The organism is Streptosporangium sp. NPDC049248, from assembly GCF_040678965.1.
GTDB lineage: Bacteria > Actinomycetota > Actinomycetes > Streptosporangiales > Streptosporangiaceae > Streptosporangium > Streptosporangium fukuiense.
This window is the reverse complement of the sequence record NZ_JBFAQY010000008.1, coordinates 122,792-135,826: the sequence shown is the minus strand read 5'-3', so window position 1 is coordinate 135,826 and position 13,035 is coordinate 122,792. Positions and strand designations below refer to the sequence as shown.

Sequence of the window (13,035 nt, the reverse complement as noted above, 5' to 3'; positions counted from 1 at the left end):
CCCAGCACCGCCCGGCCGTCCGCTCCTCGGCCCCGGCCCGCGCGGCCCCGGGGCCTCTGCCGCGAACCGGTGGAGCCATGCCTCGTCCGCCCGGTCGCGGGTCCCGAGCGGCACAGGGCATTGACCGCCGGGGGCGGCACACCTAGCCTGGCGAGAACTTGAACCCCCCTCATGTTCTCCGGAGGCCGTCGTGCCCCTCCCGCGTGACAGACAGGCGCGCGTGGCGACCTGGGCGGCCTTCTTCGTCCAGGGCCTCTGCTTCGCCACCCTGCTCACCCATGTGATCGACCTCCAGCACAGGTTCGGGCTCAGCGACGGCGACCTCACCCTGGTCCTGCTGCTCGTACCGGTGATCGCCGGTGCCGGCAGCGCGATCGCGGGCCCGCTGGCGAGCCGGTACGGCAGTGCCCCGATCCTGCGCGTCTCCCAGGTCGGCGTCTGCGTCATCGTGGCGCTGTCGGGCTGGAACGATCAGCTCGCCGGGCTGTACGCGCTCAGCGCCGCGTTCGGCCTGTTCGTCGGCGCGGTGGACGCGGCGATGAACATGCAGGCGGTCGCGGTGGAGCGCCGGTACGGCATGAGCGTGCTGACCGGCTTCCACGCCGTGTGGAGTGTCGGCTCGATGCTGGGCGCCGGATTCAACTCCGCCTTCAGCGCGCTCGGCGTCGAGCTGGGCTGGTCCTTCTCCGTCCCGGTGCTGATCGGCGCGGTGATCTCCGTGGTCATGCTCCCCCGCCTCTACGGGCGGGACGCGGAGCGGGCCGGCGAACAGGCCGCGCAGGTGGCGGCCAGGGTGCCGTGGCGGCCGATCATCCCGCTCTGCCTGGCGATGGCGTTCCTGTACGTCGGTGACGCGGCGGTCTCCAACTACAGCACGATCTACATGGAGAAGGCGCTGGCGGCGAGCGGCTGGCTGGTTCCGTTCGCCTACCTCGTCTACCAGGCGACCATGCTTCTCGCACGGGTCCCCGGTGACCTCGCGGTACGCAGGTACGGACCCGCGCCGGTCGTCCGCGCGGGCGCGGTGATCGCGGCCGTGGGCACGCTGGGCGTCGTCGTCGCGCCCGGCGTCGTGCTGGCCGTCGTGTCGTTCGGCCTGGTCGGCGTCGGCCTGTCCATCATCGCCCCGCAGTCGTTCTCGGCCGCCGGGCGCCTCGGTGCCGGGGCGGAGACCGCGATCGCGCGGGTCAACATGTTCAACTACGTCGGCTTCCTGGTCGGTGCCGCCGTGGTCGGCACCCTCAACGACGAGGTGAACGTCCGCGTGGCGTTCGTACCCGCCGTGGTGCTGGTGGCCCTGATCGTGTTCCTAGCCAGGGGTTTCCAGCCGGAACCGGAACTCGCCGCGCGCCCCTAGGGCTCTCGCGAGGGCGCGGACCGCCTGGCCGGCGCGGTGTCCGGGCAGTCGGGCGAAGCCCATCAACAGCGCGGGCGGACCGGGGGCGTGCCGCATCGGCTCCACCGGCTCGACCGCCAGCCCGCACTCCTCTGCCCTGGCCACCACCGATGCCTCGTCCCAGCCGTACGGCAGCTCGGCGAACAGGTTGAGCCCGGCGGAGACGCCCCGCACGGTGATCTCGGGAAGGTGCTCGCCGAGGGCCAGCACCAGGGCGTCGCGGCGGGCGCGGTACTGCCGGCGCATCCTCCTCAGGTGCCGGTCGTAGTCGCCGGTGGCCACGAAGTCGGCCAGGACGTACTGCTCCAGGACGGGCGACCCCATGTCCAGCTCGCCGCGGGCCAGCCGCAGCGACCCGGCGATCCGGGGCGGAGCGACCGCCCAGCCCAGGCGGAGGCCGGGGGCCAGCGACTTGCTGACGCTCCCGACCAGGACCACCCGGTCGGCGGCCAGCCCCTGCAGACAACCCACCGGGTCGCGGTCGAAGCGGAACTCCGCGTCGTAGTCGTCCTCCAGGATCATCGCGCCGGTCGCGACGGCCCACTCGATCAGCTCGGCACGGCGGCGGGGCGAGAGCACGACCCCCGTCGGGTACTGGTGCGCGGGAGTGAGCATCACCGCCCGCGCCCCGGTCTCGGCCAGTGCCCCGACATCGATGCCCTCGTCGTCCACCGGGACGGCGACCAGGTCGGCTCCCGCCGCGCGGAGCAGCGGGAGCTGGCGCACCCCGGCCGGGTCCTCGACCGCCAGCAGGATCCGGCCCGGGGAGGGCACGGGGTACTCGACCCGCTGGACGAACCAGTCGAGGTCGGGGCGCGCCCGGACCTGGGGAAGCCGCCCCGCGAGCGCCTGGACCGTGAGGCTCAGCCCCTGGGCGACCCCGCCCACGATCACCAGGTTGTCCGGGACCACGTCGGCCGCCCGGACCCTCCCGAGGTAGGCGGCCAGCTCCTCGCGGAGCGCGGGGACACCGCCGGGGTCGCCGTAGTCCAGGGCCTCGACGGGCAGCGCGGCGAGCGTACGCCGCATCGAGGCCAGCCACCGCTCCCTGGGGAACGCCCTCAGGTCGGGCGCGGTGGAGCGGCGCTCGTGATACGGCTCGCGGCCCTCCGCGGGGCTCGTCATCCCGGGACCGGCGGGCGAGGGCGCGCTGTCCTGCGGCCGGGAAAGGCTCCCTGGAAGGACTGCCTGGTGGCTCGCGGCCGGAGCCACCGTGGTGCCCACCCCGGTCCTGGAGATCAGGAAGCCCTCGGCCACGAGCTGCTCGTACGCCTCGACCACCACCCCCCGGGAGAGCCCGAGATCTCTGGCCAGCTCACGGCTGGCGGGCAGCCGGACCCCGGCCGCCAGCCGTCCACGCCGCACCGCCTCGCGGAGCTCGCGGGCGATCTGGGCGGCGACACCGCCCGCCGCACGGTCGACGACGAGATGCAGATCGGCCAATTGGTCCTCTGTTCCGATGCTTCATTGGACCCGACAGGGGAGCCATTGGCTTCCTAGCATTCCGCACATGAAGGTGGATGTCAGTACCGTCTCCCGGCCGGAGTTACGCGGCCTGAGTGAGGCCGCAGGAGCGATGTTCCTGGTGGGAACCCTGGCGGGGGTCTCCGGAGTGATCGGGGACTATCCGGTCTACGGCGGCCAGGCCATGCGCTACCTGCTGGCGGCCGTGGTCCTTCTCGCGGTCGCCCGGATGGCGGGGCTGCGGTTCGTGCGGCTCACACCTGGTGAGACGGCGCTGCTGGCGGCGCTCTCCCTGACCGGGCTGGTGATCTTCAACGTGTGCGTGATCGAGGCCACCCGGCACGGCGGCCCGGCCCTGGTCGGCACCGTCCTCGGCACCGTGCCACTGGCACTGGCCCTGCTCGGCGGGCGCCCCTCGCCCCGGCTCCTGTCGGCGGCGGCGGTCGTCGTCACCGGAGCGACGGTGGCCACCGGGCTGGGCAGCGGTGAGGCGGCCGGACTGCTCTGGTCGCTGGGCGCGCTGGGCTGCGAGATCTGCTTCTCCCTGCTGGCCATCCCGCTGCTGCCGAAGCTGGGCGCCGTGCGCGTCTCGGCCTATTCGGCGTCACTGGCCGTACCGCTGCTGGTCGTCGCGGGCCTGCTCGCGGACGGCACCGCGATGATCCGGGTGCCGACCGCACCCGAGATCGCGGGCCTCGGCTACCAGTCGCTGGTCGTGACCGCCGTGGCGTTCTTCCTCTGGTACGACGCCCTGCCCCGACTCGGCCCGGGGACCGCGGGGCTGTTCGCCGGGCTGATCCCGGTCGGCGCCATCGCCACCGGCGCGGTCCTCGGCCTCGGTGCGCCCTCGCCGCCCGACCTGCTCGGCGCGGCGCTCGTGGTCGCCGGCATCGTCCTCGGCCTCAGAGCCGGTGCACCCGCTGCCGGGGCAGGTTCGCCTCCTGCGAAGGCTCCTCGTCCTGCGGGGGCAGGCTGACCCGCTCGGCGATGCTGCCGTCCCGCTGCGGGGGGACCGCCCCCTGGTGCGGTGGCAGGACGATCTGTCCGGACTCGGCGCTGATCCGCTGCCTGGGGACGCTCCGCTGGGAGTCCGGCCAGCTCACCGGCCACTGGGGAGTCCGCCCGTCGCCCTCTTTGATACTTGTCAGCGTGATGGCTATCAGTGATACGGCGAGTCCTGCCACCACGAAGACGGCCACGAGGATCAGCAGGACGATGTCACCGGTCATAAGGGTGTTTCCAATGTCCATGATGCCTCCCAACCTCCACCGGACGCTCGGCCCGGCCCTCTTCCAGCTTCTCTCGTTTCTTCGGACACGTGTGGACAAAAGACGCATATGCCATTAATGCTTGTCCCAAATATGTGGTTTTCATACGATCTGTCCACTGGCGCTCGCGTGGAGAAAGGGAGAGTCGGCTCCCACCCGACCGCGAAGGTCGGGCCCGATCGCGAGGGCCGTACCCTCTAGGAAAACGGCGCCCGCACGGAGGACCTACCACGATGCCCGAGTTCGACTACACCGACCTGCTTCCCATGGGACCGGACGAGACGGAGTACCGCCTGATCACCACCGAGGGGGTGCGGGTCGTCGAGGCCGCGGGGCGCAGGTTCCTGGAGGTCGAACCCGAGGCACTGCGGCTGCTCACCGAGACCGCCGTCCACGACATCTCCCACTACCTGCGGTCGTCCCACCTGGCCCAGCTCCGCAAGATCATCGAGGATCCCGAGTCGAGTGGGAACGACCGCTTCGTCGCCCTCGACCTGCTGAAGAACGCCTCGATCTCGGCGGGCGGCGTACTCCCGATGTGCCAGGACACCGGCACCGCGATCGTGATGGGCAAGCGCGGCCGCCACGTGCTCACCGACGGCGCCGACGCCGAACACATCTCCCGCGGCGTCTACGACGCCTACACCCGGCTGAACCTGCGCTACTCCCAGATGGCCCCCATCACCATGTGGGAGGAGAAGAACACCGGCTCCAACCTCCCCGCGCAGATCGAGCTCTACGCCGAGGACCCGCTCGGCCACCCCGACGAGTACAAGCTGCTGTTCATGGCCAAGGGCGGCGGCAGCGCCAACAAGTCGTTCCTGTACCAGGAGACGAAGGCCGTGCTCAACGAGAGGCGGATGCTCCAGTTCCTGGAGGAGAAGATCCGCTCCCTCGGCACCGCCGCCTGCCCGCCGTACCACCTGGCGATCGTCGTCGGCGGCACATCCGCCGAGTACGCCCTGAAGACCGCCAAGTACGCCAGCGCCCGCTACCTGGACTCCATCCCCACCGAAGGCTCCCCCTCCGGCCACGGCTTCCGCGACACCGAGCTGGAGGCCAAGGTCTTCGAGCTCACCCAGAAGCTCGGCATCGGCGCGCAGTTCGGCGGCAAGTACTTCTGCCACGATGTCCGCGTCATCCGCCTCCCCCGCCACGGCGCCTCCTGCCCCGTCGCCATCGCGGTCTCCTGCAGCGCCGACCGCCAGGCCCTGGCGAAGATCACCCCCGAGGGGGTCTTCCTGGAGCGGCTGGAGACCGACCCGGCCAGGTTCCTGCCCGAGACCACGGACGAGCACCTGTCGGACGACGTGGTGAAGATCGACCTCAACCGCCCGATGCAGGAGATCCTCGCCGAGCTGACCAGGTACCCGGTCAAGACCCGTCTGTCGCTGACCGGGCCGCTCGTGGTGGCCCGTGACATCGCGCACGCCAAGATCGGTGAGCTGCTGGACGCCGGCGGCGAGATGCCGCAGTACCTCAAGGACCACGCGGTCTACTACGCCGGCCCCGCCAAGACCCCCGAGGGCTACGCCTCCGGCTCCTTCGGCCCGACCACCGCGGGCCGGATGGACTCCTACGTCGAACGCTTCCAGGCGGCCGGCGGCTCCAAGATCATGCTCGCCAAGGGCAACCGCTCCAAGCAGGTCACGGACGCCTGCAAAACCCACGGCGGCTTCTACCTCGGCTCCATCGGCGGCCCCGCCGCCCGCCTCGCCCAGGACTGCATCAAGAAGGTGGAGGTGCTGGAATACCCCGAGCTGGGCATGGAGGCCGTCTGGAAGATCGAGGTCGAGGACTTCCCCGCCTTCATCGTGGTCGACGACAAGGGCGAGGACTTCTTCACGGACACGACCGGGCCCGTCCTGAGCATCGGCCGCCGCTGACCATCCCCGGCTCTCTCAGGCATCGTCCACGAGGTCGCGACGATCCGGCGTCCGGGTACACCGGCCGGTCACACCGTTGTGTGCCGGCCGGTCGCGTCCCTGAGTATCGGCCGAGTCGCGGGCCGCCGTTTCTCGCCCGGCCGGACCGGGGCGCGGATCACAGCGGGGTACGATCCGGCGGCGGCCATGCCGAGACCGGTGACGGTGCGGGAACCGGGGGGCGTGACAGGGCCGATGCCATCCTCGCCGCCCGCCGGTAGGTCCGATCGCGGGTCGTGAGGTGGCGCTGTCGCAGATGTCGCCGGTCGGTGGACAGAAACCCCTGGTCGCCCCTATCCCGCCGGCGCTTTCACGGCACTCACCGTGTGACCGGTGGAGATGTACACGACACCGCCGGCCACCACCGGCCTGAAGGTACGGTCGCCGGTTTCATAGGTCCAGCGGTGCTCGCCGGTGGCCGCGTCCAGGGCGTGCACCCTGTTCTCCTTGTCATCGGAGAGGTACACCACACCGTCGGCCACCACCGGATCGAGGTACCTGCCTCCGAGAGTTCCGGAAAACTTGTGGGTCCAGCGTTCGGTGCCGGTCGCCGCGTCCAGGGCGTACACCCTCTTCTCGTCTTTGCGGGCATGTACGGCATACACCACGCCGTCGGCCAGTACCACGCTGGAGTAGGGGATGCCGCGAATCTCATCGATCCAGCGTTGCTCGCCGGTCGCCGCGTCCAGGGCATGCATACTGCTAGCGGTGAAGTACACGGCACCCTCGGCCACCACCGGGCTGAAGATGGTGTCGAGGAGGCTGTGTTTCCTGTAGGTCCAGCGGTGCTTGCCGGTCACCGCGTCCAGGGCGTACACCCTGCCGGCATCGTCGTCGAAGTACACGGCATCGCCGGCCACCACCGGACTGGAGTCGACCTCAGCGCGGTAACCGGTTTCGTAGCTCCAGCGGCGCTTGCCGGTGGCCGCGTCCAGGGCATGCACCCTGCCGGCATCGTCGCCGAAGTACACGGCATCGCCGGCCACCACCGGACTGGAGGTGATGTCGACGAGGTCACGGTTTTCGTAGCTCCAGCGGCGCTTGCCGGTCGCCGCGTCCAGGACGTACACCCTGCCGGCATCGTCACTGAAGTACACGGCATCGCCGGTTACCACCGGGCTGAAGTCGACCTTGGCGCGGTTACGGGTGTCATAGGTCCAGCGTTGCTCACCGGTCGCCGCGTCCAGGGCGTACATCCTGCCGTCACTGGTGGTGTACACGACACCTCCGGCCACCACCGGATCGGAGTAGCCGATTGAGGGAACATTGGGAAGTTTGCGGGTCCAGCGTTGCTTGCCGGTGGCCGCGTCCAGGGCGTACATCCTGTTCTCGCCGAGTTCGCCTCCGAGGACGTACACCACACCGTCGGCCACCGCCGGCGTGGAGGATCCGAAGCCGACGTCGTAGGTCCAGGAGGGGATCACGGGCGCGGTCGCCGTCACCGCCCGCCACGCCAACCAGGAGGCAACGACCAGTACGCCGATCGTCAGTCCTGTGACCGCCCGCTGCCATCCGCTCCACTGACGCCGGCTCACGCTCTTCATCTCCCGGACCTCATCGCCGTCTCTCCTTAAGGTGCTCGCATGCCTGGAGCCGGCTTTTGTGTCGCGCCCGGCACGAAGCCCCCGAACGACGCTAGATGCGGACGCTGGAGAACGACTTGTCGATCACTGGGACGGTCATGTTCACCGCCTGCCCGGTGTGCATGCCCCCCGCCCAGATGAGCAGGTTACGCAGACTCGACCTCGGGCACCCATCACCGCCCTCGATGCCGGAAATATGCCTATTGCCTTCACTATCACTACACATGTCCATATTTTCAGGAGAAGCAGGGGTCCCGCGGCAATTCACCAAATATCACGCAGCGTTTCCCAACAGTTACGAGCGCGAAAATCTGACTGAAGTTGGCAAGAATATTCGGCCCGGTCTCTACTGGTCTCATTACGCAAATCGGTAAGCTGCACCACATGCGTGCGCCGCCCGGATACCTTCTTGCAGCGCGCTACCGGCTGTCAGAACCGGTTGGGCGCGGTGGCATGGGCACTGTCTGGCGCGCGCACGACGAGTTGCTCAACCGCGAGGTGGCCGTCAAGGAGGTCCGCCTCCCGCTGATCCTCGACGAGGATCTCCGCGCCGAGCTGTGCGCCAGGACCGAACGCGAGGGACGGGCGACCGCGATGGTCGCCCACCCCTCGGTCATCACGGTCTTCGACGTCGTCACCGAGGACGAGCGTCCCTGGATCGTGATGGAGCTGCTCCGTGCCAGGTCGCTGGAGCAGCTCCTGCAGGACCACGGCCCGCTGCCGCCACGCCAGGTGGCGGAGATCGGCCGTCAGGTCCTGGGGGCGCTGCGCGCCGTGCACGCCAAGGGGATCCTGCACCGCGACGTGAAGCCCAGCAACGTCCTGGTGACCGACGACCGGGCGGTGCTCACCGACTTCGGCCTGGCCGCGTTGGAAGGCGACGTGTCGATCACCCAGGCGGGCATCGTGCTGGGCTCGGCCGGATACATCGCCCCCGAGCGCGTGCTGGGCGCCAAGGCCAGCCCGGCCGGCGACCTGTGGTCACTCGGCGCGACCCTCTACACCGCCGTCGAGGGCCGCGGCCTGCACGGCCGCCGTACGGCCGCCGCCGCGCTCGCCGCGCTGACCAGCGGCGAGCCGATCCCCATGGAGCGGGCGGGCCCGCTGACGCCGGTGCTGCGGGGTCTCCTCACGATCGACCCGAACGCCCGGCTCGACACGGGACGGGCCTCGTTGATGCTCGCCCGGGTGGCGGCCGGCGGGCTGGTCGAGGACTCCTTCACCATGCCTCCGGCCCGGCCCGACGGCAGGCCCGCACGGCCCGACGTCAGGCCCGACATCAGGCCCGCCAGGCGCCCCGACGGCAGGCCCCCCGTGGGCGGGTCCGGCGGGACCCCGGTTCCGCCGTTCAGCCGTCGTTCCCAGCACCGCGGGCTGCACCGGTTCGGCTCGGTGCCGACGCCGACGTCGGCGCCGCGGCTCTCGTCTCCCATGTCGGCCCCGCCGCCGTCCGGACCGATGTCGGCACCGGTGTCCCAGCCTCGCGCGCACCGGCGCCCGGGTGAGGGGGTACACAGAAAGCCGGCGGAGGTTTCGCCAACCTATCGCCCATTTGTCCGTTTTATGACACCCCTTATAAGGTTGATGCTCCCGCGTCTTCTCTGGCCGAGGGAACTCCGTAAGCGCGGGTAAAGCGCTTCTCAAGGTGGAATGGCTATCTTCTTCTCATGCCGGAACAGCAGATGCGCGTGCTCGCGGACCGTTACGAGCTGATCGCGCCGCTCGGCCGGGGCACGATGGGCACAGTTTGGAAAGCCCATGACCGTTCCCTCGGCCGTGAGGTAGCGATCAAGGAGATCCGTCAGGAGCCCGGCCTCAGCGAGGCGCAACGCGCCGAACTTCGGGAGCGGATGATCCGCGAGGGTCGCACGGCCGCCCGCATCAGTCATCCCTCGGTGGCCACGGTCCACGACGCCATCGTCGAGGACGGCAGCCCCTGGATCATCATGGAGCTCGTGCAGGCACGCTCCCTGGAACAGGTGATCGAGGAGGAGGGGCCGCTCCCGCCCCGCCTGGTCGCCGAGATCGGGGCCGACCTGCTGGGGGCGCTTCGCGCGGCCCACGCCCAGGGAGTGCTGCACCGCGACGTCAAGCCCGGCAACGTGCTGATCACCGAGAACGGCCGGGTGGTTCTCACCGACTTCGGCATCGCCAAGGCCGAGGGCGACACGAGCCTCACCAAGACCGGCATGGTGATCGGCTCTCCCGGATACACCGCGCCCGAGCGGGCCCGCGGCGAGCACAACGGCCCCGAGTCGGACCTGTGGTCCCTCGGCGCCACGCTGTACTTCGCGGTCGAGGGCCGCCCGGCCTACGAGCGGGCCTCGGTGGCGGAGACCCTGGCCGCGCTGATGAGCGAGCAGGTCGACCCGCCGACCCAGGCGGGGCCGCTGCGCCCGGTGCTCGAACAGCTGCTGGAGAAGGACCACACGGCGCGGCTGACGGCCGCTCAGGCGGGCGCGATGCTCCGGGCCGTGGCGGACACCCCCTCGCACCTCGTGGACTCCATCCCCGCCGTCCCCGCCCCCGCACCGTCCCCTCCCGCCCCGGAGACACCCCTCGCACCGGACGCGGAGGAGGACGACGCCGACGGCTTCGACGCCGACCGCACCATGGTGGTCATCCGTCCCAAGGGCGGCCTGCGCATCCCCGGCGGAACGGCGCCCGCCGCGGAACCTCCCGCCTCCCCTCCCTCCGCCGCGGCCCCCGGCCGCCCGACCACCTCGCCCTACCCGGACAGCCCGCCCCCCGCGGAGCCGGGCAGGCCGGCCCCGGGGCGGCAGGGCCCTCCCGGTCTTGGGACTCCGGTCGCCCGGGGACCCGCGGTCGCCGGTCGCGGCCCGGGCGCCTTCGGGCGGCAGGAAAACGAGCACGGATTCCTCGACGACGGAAAGCCTGATCTCTCCGCCACCCCGCCGCACGGCTTCCCCCCGGTCGATCCGGAGTTCGGGGCGCCCGTCCCCGGACGCCCGGAAGCCCCCGCCGCCCTCCCGCCACACGGCCCGCCCCCCGGCAACCGACCCGCCGACCCGGGAGCCCCGATGTTCTCGCAGCCCTGGCGCCCGCCGGGGCCCGAGTCCGCCGACGGCGCCTTCGGCCGCTCTCCCGGCCTGGGCACCGACCTGTTCGCGATCGCGGGTCAGAACGGCCGGCAGGTCCCCGGCATCCCCGGTGCCCCCGGTGCTCCCGGGGAGCGGCAGGCCCCCTCGAAAAAGCCCCCGATCGGCATCCTCGTCCTCATGGGCGTGGCCGCGATCGCACTGGTAGTGATCATGATCCTGGTGGTGGCCGCCTTCTCCTGAGTGCTCCCCGGTAAGGACCAGCACCCGCCGGTTTGATTCCCTCCCTGGGACGCAGACTGGACGTATGAGCGAGTATCGGATCGAGCATGACTCGATGGGCGAGGTGCGGGTGCCTGCGGGCGCGAAGTGGCGGGCGCAGACCCAGCGGGCGGTGGAGAACTTCCCCGTCTCCGGGCGCGGGCTGGAGGTTCCGCACATCTCCGCACTCGGCCTGATCAAGGCCCTCTCCGCCGAGGTCAACGCCGAGCTGGGGGTGCTCGACAAGGAGATGGCGCAGGCGATCGCCGAGGCCGCCACCGACGTCGCGGAGAACGAGTGGGACGGCGAGTTCCCCGTCGACGTCTTCCAGACCGGCTCCGGCACCTCCTCCAACATGAACGCCAACGAGGTGATCGCCACCCTCGCCGAGGAGCGGCTGGGCCGCCCCGTCCACCCCAACGACCACGTGAACGCCTCGCAGTCGTCCAACGACGTGTTTCCCACCTCCATCCACGTCGCCGCCATGACCGAGGTGTCGTACCACCTGATCCCCTCCCTGAGGCACCTGGCCACCGCGCTGCGGGACAAGTCGCTGGAGTTCGACGGCGTGGTGAAGGCGGGGCGCACGCACCTGATGGACGCCACCCCGGTCACGCTGGGCCAGGAGTTCGGCGGGTACGCCACGCAGATCGACAACGCCATCGGGCGGGTGCGCGGCGCGCTCCCGCACCTCGCCCAGCTGCCCCTGGGCGGTACGGCGGTGGGCACCGGCGTCAACACCCCTCCCGGCTTCGCGGCCAAGGTCATCGAGAAGCTGCGCGAGGCCACCGGGTTGCCGTTCTCCGAGGCTCCCGACCACTTCGAGGCCCAGGGGGCCCGGGACGCCATCGTGGAGCTCTCCGGCCAGCTCCGTACGGTCGCGGTCTCGCTCAACAAGATCGCCAACGATCTCCGCTGGATGGGCTCCGGCCCCCGGGCGGGACTGGGCGAGATCAACCTGCCCGACCTCCAGCCCGGTTCGTCGATCATGCCGGGCAAGGTCAACCCGGTCGTCCCCGAGGCGGTGACCATGGTCGTCGCCCAGGTCGTCGGGAACGACGCGGCCATCGCCTTCTCCGGAGCCTCGGGCACCTTCGAGCTCAACGTGATGCTCCCGGTCATCGCGCGCAACATCCTGGAGTCCATCCGGCTGATCGCCAACGCCTCCCGGCTACTGGCCGACCGGTGCGTGCACGGCATAACCGCCAACGTCGACCGCCTGCGCGAGTACGCGGAGTCCTCGCCGTCGATCGTCACCCCGCTCAACCCCTACGTCGGGTACGAGGAGGCCGCCAAGATAGCGAAGCAGGCCCTGGCCGAGCGCAAGACCATCCGCGAGGTCGTCATCGAGCGCGGCCACGTCGCCAACGGCGCCCTCACCGAGGAACGGCTCGACGACCTGCTCGACGTGCTGTCCATGACCCGGCCTCCGTCCTAGCTCCCGCCCACCGCGCCTCCGCTCGCCGCGGCCGCCCGGACGCGTCCCGCCGCGTCACGCGGGTCGGCGCGGCACGCCGCTGCTCCCTCCCCGCCTCGCGAGACACCGCCTGGCCGGCCCACGCCACGGCGGGATTCGCGGGACGGCGCCCGGAGCCGCGACCCGGCCTGCGCCGTGCACCCGGTCACCTGCGAGACTGCGGAACATGACCCAGATCAAGTTCTACGGCCGCCGGGACGTGTGGTCCGGCCGGCGTCAGGAGATCTCCGACACCGTCCACGGCTGCCTGGTGGACGTCTGGCGACTCCCCGAGGACAAGCGGTTCCACCGCTTCCTGCTGCTGGACGCCGAGGACCTGGTCTGCCCGCAGCGGAGCGAGCGGTACCTCATCGTGGAGATCGTCTGTTTCGGCGGCCGGTCGGACGAGGCCAAGCGCGCGCTGATCCGCACCCTGTTCGCCAGGGCCGGGGAGGCACTCGATCTCCCCGCCGAGGACCTGGAGATCGTGATCCTGGAGTCGCCCAAGGTCAACTGGGGCATCCGCGGTCTCCCCGGCGACGAGCTGACGCTCATGTATCCGGTCACCATCTGAGACGCCGCCCTCCCCTCGGCGGTGGCCGCCCCGGGAGGTTCGTACTCCG

Annotated in this window: 10 protein-coding genes; 7 read left to right on the top strand and 3 right to left on the bottom strand. The window is 70.8% G+C overall.

Features of this window, described 5'->3' with window-relative positions; genetic code table 11:
• Window positions 1–220 precede the first annotated feature (220 nt).
• Window positions 221–1,357 carry an MFS transporter gene (locus tag AB0K21_RS17470; RefSeq protein ID WP_364150999.1) on the top strand — a complete coding sequence of 379 codons (1,137 nt, stop codon included), beginning with the start codon at window positions 221–223 and terminating at the stop codon, window positions 1,355–1,357.
• Here AB0K21_RS17470 and AB0K21_RS17465 read toward each other — a convergent pair.
• On the bottom strand, window positions 1,310–2,839 hold the full coding sequence (locus AB0K21_RS17465) for a PLP-dependent aminotransferase family protein (RefSeq protein ID WP_364150996.1): 1,530 nt from the start codon (window positions 2,837–2,839) through the stop codon (window positions 1,310–1,312). The genes AB0K21_RS17470 and AB0K21_RS17465 overlap by 48 nt on opposite strands.
• Window positions 2,840–2,906: 67 nt before the next feature.
• Here AB0K21_RS17465 and AB0K21_RS17460 point away from each other — a divergent pair, with 67 nt between their 5' ends.
• Window positions 2,907–3,836, top strand: a complete 930-nt coding sequence (locus tag AB0K21_RS17460) for a DMT family transporter (protein WP_364150993.1) — start codon at window positions 2,907–2,909, stop codon at window positions 3,834–3,836.
• Here AB0K21_RS17460 and AB0K21_RS17455 read toward each other — a convergent pair.
• Entirely contained in the window at window positions 3,763–4,110 is a 348-nt protein-coding gene (locus tag AB0K21_RS17455; RefSeq protein WP_364150990.1) for a hypothetical protein, read from the bottom strand. The genes AB0K21_RS17460 and AB0K21_RS17455 overlap by 74 nt on opposite strands.
• A 251-nt stretch (window positions 4,111–4,361) precedes the next feature.
• Here AB0K21_RS17455 and AB0K21_RS17450 point away from each other — a divergent pair, with 251 nt between their 5' ends.
• Window positions 4,362–6,014, top strand: a complete 1,653-nt coding sequence (locus AB0K21_RS17450; RefSeq protein ID WP_343977658.1) for a fumarate hydratase — start codon at window positions 4,362–4,364, stop codon at window positions 6,012–6,014.
• Window positions 6,015–6,346: 332 nt separating this feature from the next.
• Here AB0K21_RS17450 and AB0K21_RS17445 read toward each other — a convergent pair whose 3' ends face one another.
• The gene (locus tag AB0K21_RS17445; RefSeq protein ID WP_364150987.1) at window positions 6,347–7,597 is read right to left on the bottom strand and encodes a PQQ-binding-like beta-propeller repeat protein; all 1,251 of its coding nucleotides are present in this window, start codon (window positions 7,595–7,597) and stop codon (window positions 6,347–6,349) included.
• 423 nt (window positions 7,598–8,020) lie between these two features.
• On the opposite strand from AB0K21_RS17445, the gene AB0K21_RS17440 reads away from it, so the two are divergent.
• The 4 genes from AB0K21_RS17440 (at window position 8,021) to AB0K21_RS17425 (ending at window position 12,986) form a co-directional block, all read left to right on the top strand.
• Complete coding sequence (locus tag AB0K21_RS17440) at window positions 8,021–9,268, top strand: serine/threonine-protein kinase (RefSeq protein ID WP_343977664.1); 1,248 nt, start codon at window positions 8,021–8,023, stop codon at window positions 9,266–9,268.
• A gap of 35 nt (window positions 9,269–9,303) precedes the next feature.
• Window positions 9,304–10,938 carry a protein kinase gene (locus AB0K21_RS17435; RefSeq protein ID WP_343977667.1) on the top strand — a complete coding sequence of 545 codons (1,635 nt, stop codon included), beginning with the start codon at window positions 9,304–9,306 and terminating at the stop codon, window positions 10,936–10,938.
• A gap of 64 nt (window positions 10,939–11,002) precedes the next feature.
• On the top strand, window positions 11,003–12,394 hold the full coding sequence (locus AB0K21_RS17430) for a class II fumarate hydratase (RefSeq protein ID WP_364150982.1): 1,392 nt from the start codon (window positions 11,003–11,005) through the stop codon (window positions 12,392–12,394).
• 205 nt (window positions 12,395–12,599) lie between these two features.
• Window positions 12,600–12,986 carry a tautomerase family protein gene (locus AB0K21_RS17425; RefSeq protein ID WP_364150979.1) on the top strand — a complete coding sequence of 129 codons (387 nt, stop codon included), beginning with the start codon at window positions 12,600–12,602 and terminating at the stop codon, window positions 12,984–12,986.
• Window positions 12,987–13,035 lie beyond the last annotated feature (49 nt).

What these genes read in the sequence shown, in the direction of transcription:
- AB0K21_RS17460 (WP_364150993.1), top strand. Translation starts at nt 2,907, where the DNA reads ATGAAGGTGGATGTCAGTACCGTCTCCCGGCCGGAGTTACGCGGCCTG.
- AB0K21_RS17455 (WP_364150990.1), bottom strand. Translation starts at nt 4,110, where the DNA reads ATGGACATTGGAAACACCCTTATGACCGGTGACATCGTCCTGCTGATC.
- AB0K21_RS17450 (WP_343977658.1), top strand. Translation starts at nt 4,362, where the DNA reads ATGCCCGAGTTCGACTACACCGACCTGCTTCCCATGGGACCGGACGAG.
- AB0K21_RS17445 (WP_364150987.1), bottom strand. Translation starts at nt 7,597, where the DNA reads ATGAAGAGCGTGAGCCGGCGTCAGTGGAGCGGATGGCAGCGGGCGGTC.
- AB0K21_RS17440 (WP_343977664.1), top strand. Translation starts at nt 8,021, where the DNA reads ATGCGTGCGCCGCCCGGATACCTTCTTGCAGCGCGCTACCGGCTGTCA.
- AB0K21_RS17435 (WP_343977667.1), top strand. Translation starts at nt 9,304, where the DNA reads ATGCCGGAACAGCAGATGCGCGTGCTCGCGGACCGTTACGAGCTGATC.
- AB0K21_RS17430 (WP_364150982.1), top strand. Translation starts at nt 11,003, where the DNA reads ATGAGCGAGTATCGGATCGAGCATGACTCGATGGGCGAGGTGCGGGTG.
- AB0K21_RS17425 (WP_364150979.1), top strand. Translation starts at nt 12,600, where the DNA reads ATGACCCAGATCAAGTTCTACGGCCGCCGGGACGTGTGGTCCGGCCGG.